We start from the raw sequence: 23,367 nt of genomic DNA on the forward strand, positions 1-23,367 counted from the left end.
GCTAGTATGTGTTTACCGCGAGGCTCCGCCTTGCCATACATACGAGACAATCCATGTCCATTCATGCCGCGCTGAACCACGTCACCCACTACAAATACGACCGACCTGTCAATCTCGGTCCGCAAGTGATTCGGCTGCGCCCGGCACCGCACTGCCGCAGCAAGATCATTTCGTATTCGCTCAAGATCGATCCAGTTGAGCACTTCATCAACTGGCAGCAAGACCCCTTTTCCAATTACCAGGGTCGATTGGTCTTTCCAAACAAGACGCGTGAATTCAAGGTCACGGTGGATCTGGTCGTCGAAATGGCGGTTTACAACCCGTTTGACTTCTTTCTCGAACCCAGTGCCGAGAAGTTTCCGTTCAAATACGAAGCCCTGCTGGCACAGGAACTGGCGCCCTACCTCGCCACTGATCACCTGACCAAGCGCCTCAAGGCCTGTCTGGCTTGCATAGATCGCAAGAAGCGCCGCTCCATTGACTTCCTGGTGGATGTGAACCAGCTGGTGCACAAGGCGATACGCTACACCATCCGCATGGAGCCCGGCGTGCAGTCGCCGGATGAAACACTCAAGCTGGGCTCGGGTTCGTGCCGTGATTCCGCCTGGCTGATGGTGCAACTGCTGCGCCACTGCGGCCTGGCCGCTCGCTTTGTATCTGGCTACCTGATTCAGCTCAAACCCGACGTGAAATCACTGGATGGCCCCAGCGGCACTGAAGTTGATTTCACCGACCTTCACGCCTGGTGCGAGGTTTACCTGCCCGGGGCCGGGTGGGTGGGGCTGGACGCCACCTCGGGCCTGCTCGCTGGCGAAGGCCATATTCCCCTGGCCTGCACGCCCCAGCCGTCCGGTGCCGCGCCCATTGAGGGTGGCATGGACAAGTGCGAAGTCGAGTTTGAACACCACATGGCAGTGACCCGCATCTACGAGTCGCCGCGCGTCACCAAGCCTTACACCGAAGAACAATGGGCCGAGGTAATGAAGCTCGGCGATGCGGTGGACCTGGAGCTGGAACAAGGCGATGTGCGCCTGACGATGGGTGGCGAACCCACTTTTGTGGCGGTGGACGACCGCGATGCACCAGAATGGAACATCGATGCCCTGGGCCCTACGAAACGCGGTTTTGCCACCGCACTGGTGCATAAACTGCGTGCCGAATATGGGCAAGGCGGCTTCCTGCACTTTGGCCAAGGCAAGTGGTACCCCGGCGAGCAACTGCCGCGCTGGGCCCTGAACATTTATTGGCGCACCGATGGCCAAGCCGTCTGGCGCAACCCGGCCTTGTTTACCGATGAACGAGCCCCCACGCACTACACCAGCGAAGACGCCAAGCGCTTTACCCAAACACTGGCCACCAAGCTGGGCGTGAGCAGTCAGTTCATGCAAAGCGCCCACGAGGACGCCTGGTACTACCTGTGGCGCGAGCGCCGTCTGCCGGTCAATGTGGACCCGTTTGACTCGAAACTGGACGATGAAATGGAGCGCGCCCGTCTGCGCCGCGTGTTTGAGCAGAAGCTCGACTCTGTGGTGGGCTATGTGTTGCCCATCAAGGTGGCCGAAGTGCGCCGCGAAGGCGCACCGGTCTGGACAACGGGTTCCTGGTTCCTGCGCGACGAGCGCATGTACCTCATGCCCGGCGATTCGCCGATGGGCCTGCGCCTGCCACTGGACTCCATACCGTGGGTCAGCGAGGCGGACTACCCCTACCTGATCGAGCAAGACCCTTCTGCCCCGCGCCCGGCATTGCCGGCACAGACCGCGATGGCAGCGCGGTATGCGCCCTCCGCAACACCGCAATTTCAGGGTACGTCCTCATCAGCGGCGAATCCGGCTGCGACCAACGCCCAAAGCTACGCACAGAACGAACCTGCCGACTTTGCCAGGGTGCCAGCGCGCAGCGAATCCGCTTCCTGGGTCACCCGCACCGCCTTGTGTGTCGAGGTGCGCGACCCACGCCGCGCCAGCGGCCCCAAGGCCGAGGCGGTTGGGGAAAAGTCGGGGGTGCTCTACATCTTCATGCCCCCGCTGGAGAAACTGGAAGACTACCTTGACCTGCTGGCAGCCATCGAGGCCACCGCCGAGGAGTTGAAGGTTCAACTGGTGCTGGAAGGCTATCCGCCCCCGCGCGACCCGCGCCTCAAGCTTTTGCAGGTCACGCCTGACCCTGGTGTGATCGAGGTCAACATCCACCCGGTCACGAACTGGAAAGAGCTCGTCTACAACACCGAGTTCCTGTACAACGCGGCATTTGAGTCACGCCTGTCCGCTGAAAAGTTCATGAAAGATGGGCGCCACACCGGCACGGGCGGAGGCAACCACTTTGTGATGGGCGGTGCCACCCCGGCAGACAGTCCGTTCTTGCGCAAGCCTGAATTGCTGGCCAGCCTGCTGCTCTATTGGCACAACCACCCCGCCCTGAGCTATCTGTTCAGCGGCATGTTTGTCGGCCCCACCAGCCAGGCGCCACGCGTGGATGAGGCACGCAACGACCAGCTGTATGAGCTCGAAATTGCCATCGAGCAGATCTACAAGAACCGTGAGCTACACGGGCAAAGCATGCCGCCCTGGCTGGTGGACCGAACGCTGCGCAACATTTTGATCGACGCCACTGGCAACACCCACCGCAGCGAGTTTTCTATCGACAAGATGTACTCGCCCGACTCTGCAACGGGGCGCCTTGGCTTGCTGGAACTGCGCGCCTTCGAGATGCCGCCGCACCCCCACATGAGCAGCGTGCAGCAACTTTTATTGCGCGCACTCGTGGCCCGATTTTGGAAAACACCCTACAAGGCCCCGGCGACGCGCTGGGGCACCGAGCTGCATGACCGATTCATGCTGCCCAGCTTCATCAAAATGGACTTTGATGATGTGATGCAAGACATGCGCAGCGCCGGCTACGCCTTTGATTCGAGCTGGTTTGCGCCGCACTACGAGTTCAGGTTTCCTATCGTTGGCTCCATCAATTCGGCCGGCATTGAACTGACCCTGCGCAACGCACTGGAGCCCTGGCACGTGATGGGCGAAGAAGGCGGCAGCGGCGGCACCGCGCGCTATGTGGATTCAAGCCTGGAGCGTATCGAGGTCCATGTGAGCGGCATGAACCAGAGCCGGTACGTGATCACCTGCAATGGCCAGGCCCTGCCCATGCAAAACACCGGTACCACCGGCGAGTACGTGGCCGGGGTGCGTTACAAGGCGTGGAATCCTCCGTCGAGCCTGCACCCCAGCATAGGCATCCATACCCCGCTGACCTTTGATATTGTGGACACATGGATGAAGCGCTCGCTCGGGGGCTGCCAGTACTACGTGGCACACCCCGGCGGACTGAACCCGGACACTTTTCCGGTCAACGCCTACGAGGCCGAAAGCCGACGCATGTCGCGCTTTGCCGCGATGGGACATACACCCGGTGTAATGAATGTGCCCCCGGCCACGATTCATGTGGCTGGCAGTAAGGAATTCCCGTTTACCCGAGATTTGCGGCGGGGCTGACATGTTGCGAGATTGAAGGCGTACACACATCCAGAAACGTTCAGCGAACAGGTCTGGACAGACGGCAATGCGGTGTCAATGGCTCGTGGTGGGCGATAGCCGTCGTTCACTGAACGAAATTGGTTAGCCGGATTGGGCCAGTTGCGGAAGTTCGCGAATGACTGCTTAGTGGCCGTGAATTTACTCATGTCGCTAGAAGCGAATTAGGCAACCAGATTTCGGCTGCAGGCTGGCATCGTTCATTAATCACAGACCCATCGATCGGCCGATACCAATCCAGACGCGTCGTCCACAATTCGGATTCGCGGCTTTGAAGCGGGCTTTCAAGAACGCCCTGTACACGTTAGACATGAGGAAAGAGTGGACCCGGTTCAGCCAAACAATACGAAAAAACACCGCTTCAGCATCGAGGACCTACAAGGCGGGTCCAAGACCTGGACTTAGCCCCGAGCCAGCATGCAAGGCCATCACAACTTGCGGCGGATCAGATCCACCCGGCGCGTCGCCGTCGCGTTCAACTACCTCGTCTCCGATTGGCATCAGATTCGTCGGACTACGTCCTACGGTGGTACTGCCGTTCCCGGTTTGCAGGTCATCTCCTTGCAAAGGCTCCACGTCCTGAAAAGGTGGCTCCACCAGGTCTTTCGCTTCTCTGTCAAACGTGAGATACGGAAGCTGCATGCACTTCAACGTGCGCAGCTTGATTGCTCGTCGGCGCGACGGAGAGATGGTAAGCTTTGCGGCGGCCTCAATCGCATCCTCAAGGACTTTGGCGTAGACGCGCATCCGCTCCTGCCGGTGGCCCTCGACTGGGGCATACGGCACGAGGGCGCCGTTGCTCTTGCGGGCCATGTCGATCGCAAACTCAAGGGCGAACTTCAAGAGCTCCTCATGATTGCAGTGAGGGTGGCGAAGGCTCGCCTCGACAATGTGCTCCAAGAGCTCCGCATAGGCCTTGAACTGAGTGGGGTGCCGCGCTTGCAGTTCGAGGAACTCGAACGCGACAGACACAGCCGACCCAAGCTCAGTAGAGCTGGAGGCCAAGTAGTCCTTGAACCGTTGAAGACCCGCGGTAAGCGCGTAACCTCCTTGCAAGCACATGAAGACTAGATCGTACGCGCCCAGCGAAACGAAGCTACGATTCCGAAGGAACATGCGAACGACAGCGAACGCGTACTGCTGGCGCGTCAGCTGCCCTCGTTCACTGGCGTACCGAAGAACTTCTTGTGGCCACACTGACTTGAGTCCCGCGGCGAGGAAGCCGAATTGAGCGAGTCGCCCGTCCACTGTAAACAGCGTGGCCTTCTTCTCCTCGGTCAGAAGCAATGCCGCGTGTTCCTCGACTTCAAGAATGTTCTGTGCTCGCTCTAGGTCTACTGGAAGCTCTTCTGGGCCATAGGCGGGGAGCACGATGCAGTGCTGTCTGACCGAGTCAACCATGCTTTGATTAAACGCCGTCTGCCGCTCCCTGTCTTGACTCGTGTATTCGACAAACCGCATGGTGCCGTTGTCATCGAACATCTGTCCGCCAGACCGCTCGAGCTTCGCCTCCTCGAGTCGACCTTCGAGAGTCTCTAAGGCCTTCGTTGAGATGTAGACGCGGGGCAAGGCGGCCAAAGCCTCGAGACAGTCAAGTGATGCCAGCTCGGCAATGGTCGCGGCATCGACGACGTACTCGGCGTTAGCTCGCTGGAGCAGCTCGACGGCAACCGCCCGTTGCTCCTTAGTTCCGGCACACACAAACAACGGCGGCGCGTCAGATGGCCACCCAGATACCATGTCGATGACACTTCGCCCGAGCAGTTTGCCTAGTATTCCCAGCGTGATGGGGCTCTCCGCGTAGCCTTGAAGCGCTCGTCGTGAGTGCTCAGACTGACGTTTCAACATGGCGTGCACGTGGCTGAAGTCGACGCCCTTATCTGTCTTCGGGATCGGCACGGACATGACCGGGAGCTTCGACGCAAGCGGTGAGGTGACCCGTTTCTGCGCAATGCGAAGCAGACTCCGGAAAGTGGTCATCACCCCTTCGATAACAAAGCGCTGTTCGGTTCCGAAGGGCCCGGGCAGAGTGACTTGCTGGCCCACAGCCACTCCCAGAAGACTGCGGGCTATGTCATCGGAAGGAGCGACCATGCCTTCGCGGGCAGGAAGGTTCGGCAAGCCATCCGGGTCCAGCGAGAGTGTCATCGTCTCGCCCATCTCGTTCTTTAGCGCGACGGTTGACCCCGGCTGAACTTCTGTCAGCGCTTCTTCCATAAATGGAAGGTCTTGAGGCCCGGCCAGGATGGTGATGAAGTACGCTGATGCTGCGTCAATATCGTCAAGGTTGCGGCGAAACATGCCATACAACCGCCTGATGCCTGTCTCTTTGCGGCCAAAACGAAGCTCAAGCGACGCAACCTGCGCGAGAAGTCTTGGTGACCCGGATAACTCAACCGGAACAGAATCCAGCGCATGGTGGAACCGGGCCATCTTGCGCATCTTTAGATCGAGCGCGAGCCGTAGCAGCCAGCCGCCAGCCTCCAGGGGGCGCCGTTCGCAATGCAGCTCGGCGAGGGGCACTAGAAACTCCCAGTCCGAGGCCTGCTGCCCTAGGTCAATCGCTAGACTCAGCGCCCGTTCATCGCCGGTCCAAGTGTCCGGGAATGACAAGACCAGTTCCTTCGCCTTGCGCAGTGCGCCTGTTCTCACATAGCAGCGAAGCAGTCGATTGTGGAGCTCGGAGTGCTTGCCCCTCGGGGCGACCAGCTCGTACTGACGTGCAGCAAGTTCCAGCTTGTCCGTGGCGAATAGCAGGTCCGCGAGCAAGAGTCGCTCTGCGGACCCGGTGTCTTTTGACACCAGCGTGCAGGCCTTCTCGATTGCCGCGTCGGCTGCCGCCTCACTCTTTCCCTCATGCAGTATCCGGGCACCTCCACATATGACTGCGAGGCTGTCTGAGCTGGCAACATCGGCAGCCTTGACCTCTGCCAGCGCCTGTTGCCTGCCGGTGCCCGAACGCCAGAGGGCTACCCACCGCATTGCGCGAAGCAGATGCGGCACCTCTTCCTGCTGGAATCCCTTTCGCGCAACCAACGCCTGCACGGCCTCAACCAGCTGAACGTCGCCGACACCGGAGGCGGTCTCCGCGACCAGAATCAACGCCTCTTCCCCAAGGTCACCCAGCCACTCTCGTCCGATTTGAACCAGCTCGTCTAAGCGGTCCAAGCGGCGATAGGCCTCCAGTGCCACGCGCTTAAGCCAAGGGGACAAGACACCGGCATGTCGGGCCTCCTCGACCAGTGCCAAGGTTTCCTCAGGCGCACCCAGCACAAGATAGCTGTATCCAAGATGAACCAGGGTGTCGTGGACTGACTCCGGTGATTGCACCGACCACACGCGGTCTTTCCGCGGCGTGAGTGCCTCGACAGTCAACTTGAGCGCGGCGATGGCCCCTTCGCTCACCAGGCCATACACGACCTTGACGGGATCGCTAGCGGCCGCCTCAAGCGCCAACACGAGCGCCGTGTTCCGCACAAAGAACCCCGCGTTTGGCTTAGCCAGCGCCCTAGCACTCAGCTCAACGGCACCCGCAGTATCCCCAGCTTTCTTTCGTGCCCACGCAAGTAGCTGCAGCACATCGCAGTCGTCGCGCATCGCGCCCGGAGCGTCGGCAAACGTAATGGGGAGTCCGTTGATCATCTTGGCATTCGCGTGGGCAATCCAGACGTGAACTGAGGCAGGAAATCTTGCAAGCGACGCTTGCCCAACGGTCAGTGCCTCGTCAACTCGGTCCAGGAAAAGCAGCCCTCGAACCTTGGCTGCTGCAATCTTCTCGTCGTCGGGATACAACTCGGCGGCACGGAGGAAATCTAGCGCGGCAGCAGCACCGCTCTCCAGGTGCCACGTGCAAACCCCCCGTTGCACGTGCCAGCGCGCCTGCTGGTGGGCATCAAAGAGCGCCATGTCGCCTCCGATGCGCAGCAGGTCCTCAAGTGCGTCCTTGAACCTAGCGACCCGAAGTAGTTCGTTGATCGCGTCGAGCTGCGAGGAGAGGAACTTGTTTACGGAGTCAGGGCGGCCGCTGGGCAGCCCTGCCAAGACCTCGAGCTTGGCGTTGATGCTGATTAGGTTCGCCTGAAGCCCTGCGTTCTGCTCGTCCAGTCGGTGGAAGACAGCGCCAGGCGCGTTTGGCGCGTAGTCATTTTGAAGCTTCAGGCTGCCGCGAATGTGCCGGCAGAGGTCCTGCCAGAACTCGATCTTGACCGGATATTGCCCTTTAGCCACCCGCGCATCGGAGAGGTCATGAACTTCTCGAAGAAGCACAGCGTCGCTCGTGGCAGTAGTGGCAACGATTAGGCGAACTATAGGGGTGTTCGCCTTGTCGGCTTCGGAGACTTCGTGCGTTACGTGCTTGAGCTTCAGAGCTCCGTCCGCATACCTCTTGCACTGAACCCCGAGTCGCCCTTCTGGCGCGTCGATGAATACATCTATGCCCCCTTGTTTCTGGCCGCGGCGCCCGTTCGTCTGTGGCAGTGGGTCATTGAAAACGGTCCCGTATACGCGGGCACACATGTCTTCGAATTCGCTGTCGCCAGTAGGCTTCGAAATCTCGAACTGTACGTTGTGCATCTTCCTCCCTGCAGGCGCGCCGAAGGAACTTTCCAGACCCAGGCAGTGAATTGAACTACGACATCTTACTTGCGCAAGCCATGAGACGGAGCCAGCTGTCCCGAGTCTGCCCTGTTGGGCGCGCTCTGGGTGACTGGGGTGGTCAGGCAGACTTCTTCACTGCCGCACTTCTCCTGTTTCAGCTTCTGGCCGACAGAGCGCTCTCATGGCTGACATGTTGGCGGACAGTAACCAATACATTTCGGATGCAGCTCCGCATCCGCTTGGCTGGACAATGCTGAATGTCAGCTATTAGGCCATGAATTTGAACCAACCAAATTCAGTTTTGGGTCGGTTGCTGCTATCGCTTGGGGCCAGTTGGGGGTAGTCGCCAATGACTGGTGTCGGGCAGTAGGCTGGGCCGCGCTCAGTCCTTGAGGCTCACCCCCAGGGTATCCAGCTTCTTGGCATACGAGTCCCTGCGTTTTGCTGCCTTTGCAGCTGTTTCGGTGGCCGCTTGGACTGCCTTGGGCCCCTTTTTCGCAGCCGCTTTGATCAATCCGAACTTGTGAGCAGCATCTGCCTGCGCCCGCTTGAAAGTGGCGATGAGTTCGGCATGGGCAACGGATGGATTCACAGGTATCCTTAAAGTTTGACGTTAGTGCGAAGCAAAGCTGTTCTCAATTCGCGGTTAGCAGGTTTTGAAACATCCACCTTTTGAACCGCCAGGTCGAACGATGAGCCTGGCCTGATGGTGGTTGGCAGTATCTTTTTGGGGGGATTCGCAGTGGGGTACGTGCCCTGACCCGGACACATGCGCACGGAAAACCCGAATTCGTCGAGTACGCCTTTCGCATACAACTCCGCCAATTGTTGAAACGTCACGAAGGCTGAGCGTTTAACATCTTTGAACCCTGGCTCTCGGATGTCACGAACGATCTCGAATTTACCAAGCGTATCTCGCTGCGTATTGGTAAACGGATGCAGCAGATAAGTCTGACGAACCCCATTCTTTTTGGACACCAGCGTGTGCTCGACGGCGATATCAGTTAACAGCATATTGTTTTCCTCGTTTTTTAAGCCACACGACATGGGCAACCCTCACCCTGAGGGCAAGGACTTTAACTGAACGACAGCAAATGGCAGATCCATATTGCAGTCTTGTTTCCAGAGCGGGTACCATGACACTGCAATTGCAAGGCTCATTCCACAACACTTTCAGGCGGGCTCAAGATGACATCTACTGCGACCTCGAATTCAGCGTCAAACTCGGCCATGCCGAGCGCCATGGACACCGATCCGATTCGGATGGGCTGGATGATGGGCTCACCGCCACCGCCTGACAAGCTGGTTCGTTTTGCCGACGGAAGCATGTCGCGCTTTCCGCAAAATCGCTGGGCCAACAGCAACTACCGTGCACTGGTGCCCACCAAAGCCGTGGCGCGGGGGCCGGGGCCAGTAGCTGCGCTGCCACGCTCGGATCGTGATGACCTGGATGCCGTCACCTTCACACCCATTGGCGCCACCGCCCCGATGACCTGGGCCGACGCCCTGTGGGCGAACTACACCGACGGCATTGTGGTGCTGCACAAGGGCAATATCGTATACGAGCGCTATTTTGGTGCGCTGGATGCCGACACGCCGCACATTGCATTCTCAGTGACCAAATCATTCTTCAGCACGATAGCCGCTTGCCTGGCGCATGAGGGACTGCTGGACGACAAGGCACTGGTCTCGCACTATGTGCCGGAACTGAAAGCCAGTGCGTTTGGCGATGCCACCGTGCGTCAGGTGCTGGACATGACCACGGCCCTGCAATACAGCGAGGTCTATACCGATCCCAAGGCTGAAATCTGGTCCTACTCCCGGGCCGGCAATTTGATGGCGCGTCCCGCTGGCTATGAGGGGCCCGAGAGTTTTTATGAGTACCTGCAGAGTGTGAAAAAGCTGGGCACCCATGGCGAAAGTTTCTCGTACAAGACGATCAATACCGATGTTCTGGGCTGGATCATTCAGCGCATCACGGGCTTGTCCCTTGCCGAAAACCTGTCGCGACGCATCTGGAGCCGCCTCGGCATGGAGCATGACGCCTACATCACGGTGGACACCACAGGAACAGAATTTGCAGGCGGCGGTCTGAACACCACGCTGCGCGACCTGGCCCGCTTTGGCGAAATGATGCGCAATGACGGGCAGGCGCAGGGCCAGCAAGTGGTGCCTAAGGCTGTGGTGGATGACATTCGCCGGGGCGCTGATCCCGCCAAGTTCACGCCTGCTGGTTATGTGACCCTGCCGGGCTGGAGCTACCGCACGATGTGGTGGGTGTCGCACAACCCGCACGGTGCCTACATGGCGCGTGGCATCCACGGCCAGGCTATCTACATCGACCCCAAAGCCGAGATGGTGGTTGCCCGTTACGCTTCCCACCATATTGCTGGCAATATGGGCATTGATCCGCAATCCATTCCCGCCTACCACGCACTTGCAAAGCATTTGTTGGCGACCGACTGACACGGGCTTGGGTGGCAACGCTGGCATACTGTTGCCCAGTGAATGACCTTAACGAATCTCCCGCTGGCAGCGCCATCCAGCGCCAGCCTGCCGACCTGCTGTCCAGTGCGCAGGCCTGCTCGGCCAGCCCTGGCCACTTTGATGAACTGCGCGCCTGCGTTGTGCCCCCAGCTGCCGCCACGCAAAAAGCCGCAAACGCTACCAATTCAGCAGCAAACAATGCTGATTTCGCGGAGGCATGGAGCCAGTTCTTTGCTCATATGGAGGCGACCAGCAGCGGCAATCTGAACCAGCGTGCGGCCAGTCTGGAGCGCCAGATACGGGACAACGGCGTTACCTACAACGTCTACGCCGATGAAAATGGACCGCAGCGTCCCTGGTCACTGGACCTGTTTCCGCTGATGATCGAACCCGAGAGTTGGCAACAGATTGAGCTTGGCGTGTTGCAGCGCATGCGCTTGCTGGAGCAGGTGCTGGGCGATGTGTACGGCCCCCAGCACTTGATGAAGCGTGGTTTACTCCCGCCCGCGCTGGTGCAGGGGCATCCCGGCTATCTGCGAGCCATGCACGGGGTCACGCCCGTGGGCGGCACCCATTTGCATATTGCAGCGTTTGATCTGGCGCGTGGGCCGGACGGCAACTGGTGGGTGGTCAGCCAACGCTGTCAGGCACCGTCGGGCTTGGGTTATCTGCTGGAAAACCGCCTGGCCATCTCGGGCCAGTTTCCCCAGGCTTTCCAGACCATGCGCGTGCAGCGACTGGCCAGCACCTACCGTGCGTTGATGGACAGCTTGAAGCAGATGAGCCCGGCTGGGGCCGACTCCCATATTGCCCTGCTCACCCCCGGCCCGTACAACGAGACCTATTTTGAGCACGCCTACCTTGCCCGCTATCTGGGCTTGACGCTGGTTGAAGGCAGCGACCTGATCGTGCGCGATGAACACCTGTACCTCAAGACCCTCAAAGGGCTGGTGCCCGTGCATGGCCTGCTTAAACGTGTGGATGACGAGTACCTTGACCCCTTGGAGTTGCGCCCTGATTCGACCCTGGGCGTACCCGGCCTGCTGCAGGCCATTCGCGCGGGTCATGTGCTGGTGGCCAATGCACCGGGGACCGCTTTTCTGGAGTCTCCTGCCCTGCTGGGGTTTTTGCCTGCCTTGTCGCGCCACCTGTTGGGCGAAGAGCTGCAATTACCCGCTCTGCCCACCTGGTGGTGTGGTGAGCGCTCAGCCATGGAAGAAGCCCTGGCCCGCTTGCGCGACTGCGCCATCAAGCCCACCTACCCGGGCACGCCGGTCCATGGCAGTTTCGATTCGGTGCTGGGGCATACCTTGTCTCCGCGCGAGCTGGACGAATGGGCCGGGCGCATTGCGCAGCACAGTGAGGAGCACACCGTACAGGCTTACATGCCCTTGTCCCAAATGCCCACCTGGCAGGCAGCACCCCCTCAATCCGGCAATGCTGCGGATGCGCAGGGACAGGTCCTTGCGCGCTCGGTGATGCTGCGGGTTTTTGCCGTGTCCGATGGCGCGCAGTCCTGGCGCGTATTGCCCGGTGGGTTGGCACGCGTGGCCGGCGCTGCGCCCGACATTGCCTCCATGCAGCGCGGCGGCAGCAGTGCCGATGTCTGGGCACTGACCCATGGCGAGGTGGACAAGACCACCTTGCTGCAACCGCACCTGACACCGGCTTCGCTGGCACAGCGCAAACGCATGGTGACCAGCCGCGCGGCGGAAAATCTTTATTGGCTGGGGCGCTATACCGAGCGTACCGAAAACGCCATCCGACTGGCCCGCCTGACCCTGGAATGCCTTAACGGAGAAGACGCCTCGTCGCCACTGCTTCTGGCATGGCTGGGCAAGATGGCACTTGCCAATACCCTGGTGCTGCCGGGCGTGCCCCTGGCGCCGCAGGCGCGCCGAGTGTTTGAGCGCTCCCTGATCTCCAGCCTGGGCAGCACCGATGGCGCCACCAGTGTGGGCTACAACCTGCGCGCCCTCAAAATGGCGGGCGCCACGGTGCGTGAACGTTTGTCGCAAGAGCATTGGCGCGTGATTGTGCGGGCCGAAGAGGAGCTTTTCGCCAGTTGCGCCGACCTCACAAGGGGTGGCGATTTTTCTTCGCTGGAAGCCCAAAGAGTGCTGAAGAACGCCAGCGACCACATGGCGGCCATCACCGGCGCGCAGACCGACCGGATGACGCGCGACGATGGGTGGCGCCTGCTCAGCATCGGGCGGCACATTGAGCGCCTGGGGTTTCTGGCGTCTTCACTCCTGCGGGGTCTGGAAACCGGCGCAGTGCATCTGGACGCGGGCTTTGAAGCCATGATTTCGCTGTTTGACAGCACCATCACCTTCCATGCGCAGTACCAGCAAAGCCGGGATCTGGCCGCATTGATCGATCTGTTGGTGCTGGACCGCGACAACCCCCGCTCACTGGCCTGGGTGGCACATACCCTGCGGGGACGACTGGCCAAACTCGCGGGCAGCGAATCCCACGAGCTCAGTGCCCTGGCGATGCGAGTGCCGGACCCCACGGCCTGGAGCCTGACGCAACTGTGCGAGGCCATGTTGGTGGCACCGGGCACTGGCGGTGAGTCCGGCGCGCAACCCGGCGTTTTTCTGTCTCTGAACGATCTTTTGTTGCAATGTACCGCGGCAGCCCTCACGGTGTCCGAAGAAATCAGCACCACCTATTTCACCCACTCGGGCCAAATCAAGCAAAGCCTGGGAAGCTGATGAAGCTGCAAATCACTCACGAGACACGCTACGACTATGTGCCCGCCGTAGAAACAGCACAGCACGTGGCGTATCTGCAGCCCTTGCATACCCGCCATCAGCAGTTGCTGAGTCACGCGCTGCACATCAGCCCGACACCGGCCCAAATCAGGCCGGTGATGGACGTCTTTGGCAACACACGCAGCTTTTTCTCGCTGCAAACACCTCACACCGTGTTAGAGGTGGTGGCACACAGTGTTGTGCTCACCACCGCCCAGGCATTGCCGGCCAGCAGCATCACTTGGGAGCAGACCCGGGAACGCTTTCGATACCGATCCGGCGGAGAGTTTGATGCCGCGACCGAGTATGTTTTCGCCTCACCTTTTTGCCCCCGGGCACCCGAGTTCGCAGCCTATGCGCGGCCAAGTTTTGCGCCCGGCGTGAGCTTGCTGGCGGCAGCACAAAACCTGATGCAGCGCATTCACGCCGACTTTGTGTATGAAAGCCAGAGTACCCAGGTCAACACACCGGCACTGGAAGCCCTGGCTCAGCGCAAGGGGGTGTGCCAGGATTTCGCCCACATCATGATCGCGTGCCTGCGCGCCATGGGCGTGGCAGCGCGTTACGTCAGCGGTTATCTGCTGACCCAACCGGCACCCGGCACCGTCAAGCTCAAGGGCAGCGACGCGTCGCACGCCTGGGTGGCGGTATACCTTGCCGACTTGGCGCCAGAGGATCGCTGGTGCGATCTGGACCCGACCAATAACCGCTGTGGCTGGCATTCACCGGGCGAGGACTATGTGACGCTGGCCATGGGGAGAGATTTTTCCGATGTATCACCCCTGCGCGGTGTCATCCATGGCGGCGCCAGTCACACCCTCACCGTGGGCGTCACGGTAGAACCGATCAGTAGCGACATGCCGGCTACCATAGCACCCCAGACCCTGCCACCCCCTTCGAGCCAGAGCCAGTCGCAAAGCCAGAGAACTATCAATTAGATAGCAATATGGGCATATGTGACGGGGGCTATCGCCATTTTCATTCAGTAATTTACACACCACAAGGATTCACCATGAGCGTCTACGCAAGACTGACCGAACTCAACATCACCCTGCCACCCGTGGCAATCCCCGCAGCGGCCTATGTGCCATTTGTGCAAACGGGCAATCTGGTTTTCCTCAGCGGTCACATTGCCAAAAAAGACGGCAAACCCTGGGTGGGGCAGCTTGGAAAAAACATGGTGACTGAAGAAGGCCGGACGGCGGCACGGCAAGTGGCCATTGACCTGATGGGCACATTGCACGCAGCGGTGGGTGATCTCAACCGTGTCAAACGCATCGTCAAGCTCATGTCGCTGGTCAACTCCACCGACGCCTTTACCGAACAGCACCTGGTCACCAATGGTGCCAGTGAACTGCTGGGCGATGTTTTCGGTGACAAGGGCTCACATGCCCGCAGCGCCTTCGGCGTGGCCCAGATTCCATTGGGCGCCTGCGTTGAAATTGAACTGATCGCCGAGCTGGCCTAAAAGGTTTCCCAATCTTCGTCGCCGCCCTTCTGGCTTGGGGCTGGCGCCGGCTTGGGTTTGGCCGCAGCACTGGTATTTCCGTTGGCCAGTGTCAATGGTTTTTTGGCAGCACCTGTGCCCGACAGGGGCGCAGCCGGTTTTGCTTTTGTCAGAGCTTGCGGTCGCTTGTAGGTCAGTGGCTGTGCATGTGGCGTAATGTCCTTGCTAGGGCGTGCTGCTGTCGACGCAGACTTCACCGTATCGCTGATCTTGAACACCGCCACCGCTTGCGCCAGTTGATCGGCCTGCTCGCGCAGGCTTTCCGCGGCAGCCGCGCTTTCCTCCACAAGAGCAGCATTTTGCTGCGTCATCTGGTCCAGGTTGCCAATGGCCTGGTGAACGTGCGCAATGCCGGAACTCTGCTCGGTGGAGGCGGCGCTGATTTCGCCAATCACATCCGCCACCTTGCGCACCGATTGCACAATGTCACTCATGGTGGCGCCGGCATCCGACACCAGCTTGGTGCCAGATTCCACTTTTTCAACCGAGGTACCAATCAGTCCCTTGATTTCTTTGGCCGCCTCGGCGCTGCGCTGCGCCAGACTGCGCACTTCGCTGGCAACCACGGCAAAGCCACGGCCCTGCTCGCCAGCCCGTGCGGCTTCCACCGCGGCGTTGAGCGCCAGGATGTTGGTTTGAAAGGCAATGCCGTCAATGACGCCAATAATGTCGGAGATTTTGCGACTGCTGGTGTTGATCTCTTCCATGGTGAAGACCACCTGCTTGACCACCGCCCCGCCCTTCTCGGCCACGGCCGAAGCGTTGGCCGCCAGGGTGCTGGCCTGGCGCGCGTTGTCGGCGCTTTGCTGCACGGTGCCGGTCAGCTGGTTCATGCTGGAAGCGGTGGACTGCAAGTTGCTGGAGGTCTGCTCGGTGCGCTGCGCGAGATCGTTGTTGCCGCTGGCAATCTCGGCGCTGGCGGTGGCAATGCTGTCGGTGCTCTGGCGCACCTGGTGCACCATGCGGCCCAGTGACTCGTTCATGGAAGCCAGCGACTTCATCAGATCACCAAACTCGTCGCCGCGGGAGGTGTCAATTCGCATGCTGAGATCGCCTTTGGCGATGTTGGCCGCGAGTTCATTCGCCTGCACCAGAGGCCCGCGAATCGAGCGAATCAACCAGGCAGCGCCTCCAAGAATACCGGCAATCAACAGAAAAATGCCTATGGCGGAAATGTTGACCAGTTCCTTGCCTCTTTTTTCAAAATACTGGCGCGATGTTGCATGGGACTGCTCCTGCATCGCTACAAAATCACGCTGGGATTTTTGATAGGCTGTCATGGCCGGGTTGTACTGGCTGTTGATGACCGTGAGCACTTCATCTGGCTTGGCCTCAGCCCGTAACTTCATGGCCTTGGCCCGCGTCTCAAGCACCAGCTTGCGGTTGTTGGCAATGGTTTGCATCTGGGACTTGTCTGCCGCCGTCAACTCGGTGGCGTCAATAGACTTCTGGATGTCGCCAATTTGAGCGGAGGTTGCCGCGAGGGCCTCTTTCAACCCGGCTTCCACGGTAGCGTCGCTGCTGAGCAAAATGGCTTGCGAACGCGCTGCGTTGGTTTCGGTCAATCCCGCCCAACGATTGGTCAGCTTGATCTTGGTACTCAAGGCATCGAGTACCGCCGCACTCTCGGCCCGGTCACTGCCGGCGCGCACGGCGGCATAGCCGATCACCAGGCACAAGCCAAAAACAATCAGGCCGGTGGCAATCCACAACTTGGCAGCAAGGCGAACGTTGTTCAGAGTCATGACGAGTCTCCATCCAATATTGTTGTGTCGTCAGGATAGCACTGAACCCGTCGAAATGCTCATTCGGACTGAAAAGCTTACAGTCGCCACGCGGCCTGATCCATGACGCTTTGCAAGCTGGCTGCACTCACCCTTTCGGGTACCAATTCCGCCAGCGGTCGCAAGACAAAAGCACGCGAGTTCATGCGTGGGTGGGGAACCACCAATGATGCGCTCAAAATTGTGGCGTCACCATACAGGAGCAAATCCAGATCAAGGGTTCGAGGGGCATTGCGATAGGGTCGTTCGCGGCCTGATTTCTCCTCGATGCCCTGCAGTTGGGCCAGGAGTTGTGGCGCGGTCAAGCGCGTTTGCACTTCGACCACGGCATTGACATAGTCAGGTCCGCTTGAATCCACCGGCGCACTGCCGTACAGCGAGGAGCGGCGGGAAAGTGTTACGCCGTCCAGCGCAGCGATATCGTCCATCGCACCCAGCACAGTTGCCGCGGGCTCCCTCAAATTGGCACCCAGGCCGATGTAGGCGCTTACCGGGTCCCGCATGGCAAGGTTCAGCTGTCGCTTTGCGGAGCATCACCGCCCGCGCCCTCGGCACCTTTGGCCGCACCAGTGCGGCGACGGCGACGCCGCTTGCGCGGCGCGCTGGCGCCCTCCTCACCCTGGATATCGCCTGAGTTTGTCGGCGGCACGGGGCTTGCTGCCATGTCAGATGCCGCGCTCGGCTCACGCACCACAGGCGCCTTATGGACGCGTGGCGCACGCTGGCGCTGTTGCTGCTCTTCCCGGACCTGGTCAACCATGTCCTGACGCAAGTCGTCATCGGCCATGCTGAACTCTTGCCACCAGTCGGCCAGTACCACGTCAATTTCACCCGCATCGGCACGCAGGCGCATGAAGTCAAACGCAGCGCGAAAACGCGGCTGATCCACCAAACCGAATGGAGTACTGCCAACACGCTTTTCAAAGCGCGGCTGCATCATCCAGATCTCGCGCATGTCACCCGCAAGCTTGCCGCGTCCCGACACGTCGCCGATACGGGCGTTGAACACATCGTCGATAGCATCTTGCAGCGCGGGATGGGAGTGCTGACGCTGCTGCTGCACACGTTGCGCCCAGCCGTCCCGCACGTCAGCCCACAGCACGCAGGCAAGGAGGAAGCTGGGGGCCACCGGCTTGCCTTCATCCACGCGGCGGTCGGTATCTTTCAAGGCGGCGTTGACAAACGTCTGCTGCGCACGCTCCACCACGACATCCAGCAGGGGATAAATGCCGCGCGCCATGCCCAGCGCCTTGAGCTGCTCGATAGAAGCCAGCGCATGGCCGGTTTGCAGCAGCTTGAGCATTTCATCGAACAGCCGGCTTTGCGGCACATCGGCCAGCAGCTCCTGCGACTTGACCAGTGGGCCAGCCGTTTTGGCTTCGAGCTGGAAGCCCAAGCCACTGAGCTTGGCCGCAAAACGCACGGCGCGAATGATGCGCACCGGGTCTTCGCGGTAACGGGTCGCCGGATCGCCAATCATGCGAATGACGCGCTTTTTGGCGTCCTTGATGCCGTTGTGATAATCGACCACGATCTGGGTCTCGGGATCGTAGTACATGGCGTTGATTGTGAAATCACGCCGTACCGCGTCTTCTTCCTGCGGACCCCAGACGTTGTCACGAAGCACCCGACCCGACGCATCCACGGCATGCTTCATGCCAGCAAGCTCATTCTTGCTGGTGCGTTCATTGCCTGAAACGGCCTCTGCCGCGGCATTGTCCATATAGGCACGGAACGTGGAGACTTCGATCACCTCGTTTTCACGCCCTCGCCCGTACACCACGTGCACGATGCGAAAACGCCGGCCGATGATGAAGGCGCGCCGGAACAGGCCTTTGACCTGCTCGGGCGTGGCATTGGTTGCCACGTCAAAGTCTTTCGGACGCAGGCCGACCATCAAATCGCGCACCGCCCCACCCACAATATAGGCTTCATAGCCGGCGCTTTTAAGCGTGCGCACCACATTGAGGGCCCGGTCATCGACCAGTGCCGGGTCAATACCATGGGCATCGACACTGACTTCTTCGCGCTTGCCAAACTGGAGCTTCTTGCCCTTTGCTGTCGATGGGGATTTGCCCAGCAGCTTGTTAATAAACTTTTTAATCATTTAATTCTGAAATTTTGCGGAACGGGCCACCGACTGCAAAGTCGGCCAGCGTTGTCCACGCCACTGGAAGATGTCCTAAAACAGGTCAAGTATGCGCCATCCACGTTCCAAGGCAATTGCACGCAGGCGTTCATCGGGATTGGTGGCCACAGGGTGAGTCACTTTTTCCATCAAACTGAGGTCATTGATGGAATCGGTATAAAAAGTGGATTCAACATCCGCCCAGCCCAGGCGGCGGCTGCCCAGCCACTGCTCCATCCGGGTTACCTTGCCTTCACGGGCCGAGGGAACACCCTTGATTTCACCGGTAATCCATCCCGTGCCGCCCGGTGAGGTATCGCGCTCCAGTTCGACTGCGATCAGCTCCTTGACGCCAAAAACCTTCGCAATCGGCCGCGTGACGAATTCATTGGTCGCCGTGATGATGAGCACTTCATCGCCCGCCTGCTGGTGCTGCCGAACCAGTGCGAGCGCCTGCGGCTTGACGACCGGCTGAACCACTGTTCTCATGAAATCCGCGTGAGCTGCTTCGGAATTGACAGCCCCCTGCCGTCTCACGGCATCGGTTGCAAAGCGCACGTAATCGTGGATATCCAGGGTGCCCGCTTTGTAATGGGCGAAAAATTCATCATTGCGCCGATTGAAGTCCACGGGATCGGTCCAGCCGATGGTGCTGGTGTAGACCCCCCATGAATAATCGGAATCGATGGGCAACAGGGTGTGATCAAGGTCAAAAAGGGCCAGCTTCATGCGTCAGATGTTTTCCATCATGGATTTGATCAAGGGAATGGTGATGCCCCGCTTGGTTTGCAGGGCGTAGCCATCAATCAGGTCCAGCAACTCCATCAGGCTCCCCAGATCGCGGCTGAATCGGGTCAACATGAAATCCATCACGTCATCGCCCAGGAATACCCCTCGCGCATCCGCTGCTTTGCGCAAAACGGCGCGCCGCTCCGGCTCGCTGAGCACCTGCAACTCGAAAACATGACCCCAGCCCAAGCGGGTCCTGAGGTCTTCACGCAATTTGAGATCCGACGGTGGCAGTGCACCGGCGCCCAACACCCAGAGTTGGTGGCTTTGTGCATTCACGAACCAGTTGAAAGCCGCATGTTGCTGCTCTGCCGTGTACAGGTGCACATCGTCCATCAGAATGGCCGCCCATCCTTCATTGAATTCGGGGGGCTCCGCGATCGAGGCATCGAGCCAGCCCACTGTGGCGCCCTGCTCCCGCAAAGCCGCCTGCACGGCCTTGAGCAAATGCGTCTTGCCACTGGCGCCAACACCCCACAAGTAGGTGGGCACCGGCGAGCGCGGGCTGGTACCTGACTTGTCCCCCACCCAGAGCTCCAGATGGCGGAGAACGGCCTCATTGGGGCCGGCAAAAAAGCTCGCCAGCGTGGGGCCTGTGGCCAGTCCGATATCGAGCGCAATTTGTTTCATTCGCTGCATCAACCCTGATAGAGCTTGCTGGAAAGGTAACGGGCCTGCGCTCTGCGCATGGCCACCAGCAACACGGCGCTGGCAGGCAATGCAATCAACACCCCTACAAAACCGAACAACTGTCCGAACGCCAGCAATGCAAAAATCACCGCCAGCGGATGCAGGCCGATGCGCTCCCCCACCAGTCGTGGCGTCAGAAACAGACTTTCGATGAATTGCCCCAAACCAAAAACCACCGCCACCATGATCAGGGCCTTGGCCGGACCTGCCGTAGCGGCAAACTCCAGCAAGCCCGCCAGGGTCGCCAGAATCAGACCCAGCCCGAAGCCCACGTAGGGTACAAACACAGCCAGACCGGTAAAAATACCGATCGGCAATGCCAGATCCAGGCCAAACAGGGCCAGGCCGACGCTGTAGAAGATCGACAAAAACAGCATCACCAAGAGTTGCCCCCGCAAATACTGACCCAGGACCGCATCCGCTTCGCTGGTAAAGCTGTCATAGGCCGCACGCAGGCGAGGTGGCACGAATTCAAGCGTCCGGGTGACAAACCGCTTCCAGTCCATCAGCAAGTAAAACAGGGCTACCGGTATCAACACCGCATTGCCCAGAATGGCAAAAGCCACGCTGCCCCCCAGTTTGAGCGAGGTCATGACGGAGCCAAAGGTGTCTTCAACGTTGGCACTGAGGTACTTCAGGACAAAGGCCTTGATGCTGCCCACGTCGAGGGCCATCTTGATGCCAAACTGGGCCAAAAAGGGTTTGACCACCGCATTCATGCCATCCAGCAGCACCGGGACCTGCTCACGCAGAAGTGGCAACTCCTTGGCAAGAATCGGGACGATGAGCAATATGACGCCCAGCACCAGCACAATAAACACCAGTTCGACCACCACCACCGCGACCAGCCGCGGCAGGCGGCCGCGTCCCACATCATCCAGCCAGTTGACCAGGGGCGTCAGCGCATAGGCCAAAATTGCAGCAACGACAAAGGGAGTCAGAACGGGGGCCAGCAACCACAGGGTGGCCGCAATAACGGATGCAATCAGGCCCCAGGTTGCGGCACTTTTTTGAGCGGAAGTAAATTGCATACGGATGGCCGGGGACAAACCTTTAAAATCTAGCCAAATTCTATAGGGCTCTGCTCCTTCGACCTGCCCGATACTCCTTATCCAAGCAATTTAAATGACCACACCTAACGCCTCCTCCCCTCTCTCCTACAAAGACGCCGGTGTTGACATTGATGCGGGCGACGCGCTGGTCGAACGGATCAAACCCCTGGCCAAGAAGACCATGCGCGAAGGTGTGCTGGCCGGTATTGGCGGTTTTGGAGCCCTGTTTGAAGTGCCCAAGCGTTACAAGGAACCGGTTTTGGTTAGTGGCACAGATGGTGTCGGCACCAAGCTCAAACTGGCCTTTGAATGGAATATGCACGACACCGTCGGCATCGACCTGGTCGCCATGAGCGTGAACGATGTGCTGGTGCAAGGCGCTGAACCCCTGTTTTTCCTGGATTACTTTGCCTGTGGCAAGCTGGATGTGGACACCGCTGCCGCTGTGGTGGGCGGCATCGCCAAAGGCTGTGAGTTGTCAGGCTGCGCGCTGATTGGCGGCGAAACGGCCGAGATGCCCGGCATGTACCCTGCCGGCGAATACGACCTGGCCGGTTTTGCGGTGGGCGCGGTCGAAAAATCAAAGATTCTGACCGGGCAGGACGTGAAAGCCGGTGATGTGGTGTTGGGCTTGGCCTCCAGCGGCGTGCACTCCAATGGCTTCAGCCTGGTTCGCAAATGCATTGAGCGCGCTGGTGCCTCACTGCCCGCCACGCTGGATGGCAAGCCTTTCAAGCAGGCCGTCATGGAACCCACCCGCCTTTATGTGAAAAACGTGCTGGCCGCACTGGCGGCCCACCCCATCAAGGCACTGGCCCACATCACCGGAGGCGGTCTGCTGGAAAATATTCCGCGTGTCCTGCCCGATGGCACTGCAGCGCATTTGAGCAAAGGCAGCTGGCCACAAACCGAGCTGTTTGCATGGCTTCAGGCCACGGCGGGCATCGACGATTTCGAGATGAATCGCACCTTCAACAACGGCATCGGCATGGTTGTCGTGATTGACGCTGCAAACGCCGCAGCCTGTGCTGCAACCCTTCGCGCCTCTGGCGAGCAGGTATTTGAGATCGGTGTCATCGCCTCCCGTGGCGATGGAGCGGCAGTTATCGTCAACTGAAAGAAACGCCCGGCATCCGGGCCTTGGGTTTAATCAGCCGGCTGGATTAACTCTTGGCCCGTTTCAATTCGGCTATCCGTGCGGCGATGGCGTCCATGTCCTTGCCCTCCTCGCCATTGACGAGATAGCACTCCAGGTCCTCCAAGGCTCGCCCGCTGTGACCCAGTTCGGCATGGGCCAGACCCCGGTCACGGTATTCGGTCCAGGCCTGCGGCAACAGCACAATCAAACGGTCCTGCACCGCGATCAACCGGGTCCAATCTTCCTGGGATGAATGGATTTCTTTCAGGTTGCGCAACATGCGGGCAATGATGTCGCGTGGCGGAGAAACCTGCAGGTACAGACCCAAAGGCACTTCAAATTCGTCCATCAGACCGCTACGCTGACGGTAGGGTTCCAGGCGTTCGGCCAGTTCTTCGCGGCTGAGCGACTGGCCGTCGAGCGGATCAAGCACGACCTGGCCGTTTGGCAAATTCACCTTCAGCATGAAATGGCCCGGAAAACCGACCCCGCGGGCCGCCAGGCCCAAGCCCTGCGCCAATTCCATCCACAACACCGCCAGGGAAATAGGAATCGCACGGCGGGTGTGCAGCACGACGCTCACATAGCTGTTGTCCGGATCGTAGTAGTGGTTGACATTGCCCGCAAAACTCAAATCGCGGAAGAAAAACTGATTGACTGCCCGCAACTTTTGCAGGGGCCCAGCATCGGCCGGAATACGGCGCTTCAGGCGGGCCAGCAGTTGATCGACCTCCCCCAACACCTGCTGAACATCCAGATCCGGGTATTCGTCCTGCGCCAGGCTGACAGCCGCCTCCAGCAACGGAAACTCGGTATCACTGTGCACCAGAGAGGCAAAGTACTCCAACGGGGTCGGTACAGCAAACGAGAGGTTCATGAGGACATCCTTGTCGAGCGGCTACATTTT

General features: G+C 59.7%; 17 protein-coding genes. 7 read left to right on the plus strand and 10 right to left on the minus strand.

What is annotated here, in order from left to right:
- The first annotated feature begins 53 nt into the window (after positions 1–53).
- A complete protein-coding gene (locus IV109_RS09570; RefSeq protein ID WP_296695261.1) occupies positions 54–3,494 on the plus strand; it encodes a DUF2126 domain-containing protein in 3,441 nt (1,146 codons plus the stop codon).
- A gap of 414 nt (positions 3,495–3,908) precedes the next feature.
- Here the strand turns inward: IV109_RS09570 and IV109_RS09575 are convergent, their stop codons facing one another.
- From IV109_RS09575 to IV109_RS09585, 3 genes are all read right to left on the minus strand, one after another.
- Entirely contained in the window at positions 3,909–7,799 is a 3,891-nt protein-coding gene (locus tag IV109_RS09575) for a hypothetical protein (protein ID WP_296695263.1), read from the minus strand.
- Positions 7,800–8,511: 712 nt separating this feature from the next.
- The gene (locus IV109_RS09580) at positions 8,512–8,721 is read right to left on the minus strand and encodes a hypothetical protein (RefSeq protein ID WP_296695265.1); all 210 of its coding nucleotides are present in this window, start codon (positions 8,719–8,721) and stop codon (positions 8,512–8,514) included.
- Positions 8,722–8,729: 8 nt separating this feature from the next.
- Entirely contained in the window at positions 8,730–9,143 is a 414-nt protein-coding gene (locus tag IV109_RS09585) for a hypothetical protein (protein ID WP_296695267.1), read from the minus strand.
- Between the two features lie 122 nt (positions 9,144–9,265).
- On the opposite strand from IV109_RS09585, the gene IV109_RS09590 reads away from it, so the two are divergent.
- The 5 genes from IV109_RS09590 to IV109_RS09610 all read left to right on the plus strand — a co-directional run bounded on the left by IV109_RS09590 (position 9,266) and on the right by IV109_RS09610 (position 14,840).
- A complete protein-coding gene (locus IV109_RS09590; RefSeq protein WP_296695781.1) occupies positions 9,266–9,427 on the plus strand; it encodes a hypothetical protein in 162 nt (53 codons plus the stop codon).
- A complete protein-coding gene (locus IV109_RS09595) occupies positions 9,372–10,595 on the plus strand; it encodes a serine hydrolase (RefSeq protein ID WP_366834231.1) in 1,224 nt (407 codons plus the stop codon). Before IV109_RS09590 ends, IV109_RS09595 begins: the two co-directional genes overlap by 56 nt.
- A gap of 38 nt (positions 10,596–10,633) precedes the next feature.
- On the plus strand, positions 10,634–13,333 hold the full coding sequence (locus IV109_RS09600) for a circularly permuted type 2 ATP-grasp protein (RefSeq protein ID WP_296695270.1): 2,700 nt from the start codon (positions 10,634–10,636) through the stop codon (positions 13,331–13,333).
- Entirely contained in the window at positions 13,333–14,310 is a 978-nt protein-coding gene (locus IV109_RS09605; protein ID WP_296695272.1) for a transglutaminase family protein, read from the plus strand. Before IV109_RS09600 ends, IV109_RS09605 begins: the two co-directional genes overlap by 1 nt.
- 74 nt (positions 14,311–14,384) lie before the next feature.
- Positions 14,385–14,840 carry a RidA family protein gene (locus IV109_RS09610; RefSeq protein ID WP_296695275.1) on the plus strand — a complete coding sequence of 152 codons (456 nt, stop codon included), beginning with the start codon at positions 14,385–14,387 and terminating at the stop codon, positions 14,838–14,840.
- On the opposite strand, the gene IV109_RS09615 is transcribed toward IV109_RS09610, so the two are convergent.
- The 6 genes from IV109_RS09615 to IV109_RS09640 all read right to left on the minus strand — a co-directional run bounded on the left by IV109_RS09615 (position 14,837) and on the right by IV109_RS09640 (position 21,301).
- Positions 14,837–16,624 (minus strand): methyl-accepting chemotaxis protein, encoded by a 1,788-nt coding sequence (locus IV109_RS09615; RefSeq protein ID WP_296695278.1) that lies wholly within the window; start codon positions 16,622–16,624, stop codon positions 14,837–14,839. The two genes, IV109_RS09610 and IV109_RS09615, sit on opposite strands and share 4 nt — an antisense overlap.
- Before the next feature lie 77 nt (positions 16,625–16,701).
- Positions 16,702–17,166 (minus strand): 2-amino-4-hydroxy-6-hydroxymethyldihydropteridine diphosphokinase, encoded by a 465-nt coding sequence (folK, locus tag IV109_RS09620; RefSeq protein WP_296695280.1) that lies wholly within the window; start codon positions 17,164–17,166, stop codon positions 16,702–16,704.
- Between the two features lie 8 nt (positions 17,167–17,174).
- On the minus strand, positions 17,175–18,770 hold the full coding sequence (gene pcnB / locus IV109_RS09625) for a polynucleotide adenylyltransferase PcnB (RefSeq protein WP_296695282.1): 1,596 nt from the start codon (positions 18,768–18,770) through the stop codon (positions 17,175–17,177).
- 75 nt (positions 18,771–18,845) lie between these two features.
- Positions 18,846–19,520 carry an HAD family hydrolase gene (locus IV109_RS09630; protein ID WP_296695284.1) on the minus strand — a complete coding sequence of 225 codons (675 nt, stop codon included), beginning with the start codon at positions 19,518–19,520 and terminating at the stop codon, positions 18,846–18,848.
- Between the two features lie 3 nt (positions 19,521–19,523).
- Complete coding sequence (gene hda / locus IV109_RS09635; RefSeq protein ID WP_296695287.1) at positions 19,524–20,210, minus strand: DnaA regulatory inactivator Hda; 687 nt, start codon at positions 20,208–20,210, stop codon at positions 19,524–19,526.
- Positions 20,211–20,218: 8 nt separating this feature from the next.
- Complete coding sequence (locus tag IV109_RS09640) at positions 20,219–21,301, minus strand: AI-2E family transporter (RefSeq protein WP_296695289.1); 1,083 nt, start codon at positions 21,299–21,301, stop codon at positions 20,219–20,221.
- Positions 21,302–21,395: 94 nt separating this feature from the next.
- On the opposite strand from IV109_RS09640, the gene purM reads away from it, so the two are divergent.
- On the plus strand, positions 21,396–22,439 hold the full coding sequence (purM, locus tag IV109_RS09645) for a phosphoribosylformylglycinamidine cyclo-ligase (protein ID WP_296695291.1): 1,044 nt from the start codon (positions 21,396–21,398) through the stop codon (positions 22,437–22,439).
- A 46-nt stretch (positions 22,440–22,485) separates the two neighbouring features.
- On the opposite strand, the gene IV109_RS09650 is transcribed toward purM, so the two are convergent.
- Entirely contained in the window at positions 22,486–23,337 is an 852-nt protein-coding gene (locus IV109_RS09650) for a tetratricopeptide repeat protein (RefSeq protein WP_296695293.1), read from the minus strand.
- Positions 23,338–23,367 lie beyond the last annotated feature (30 nt).

Origin of the sequence: Rhodoferax sp. (assembly GCF_018780565.1) — a bacterium.
Classification (GTDB): Bacteria; Pseudomonadota; Gammaproteobacteria; order Burkholderiales; family Burkholderiaceae_C; genus Rhodoferax.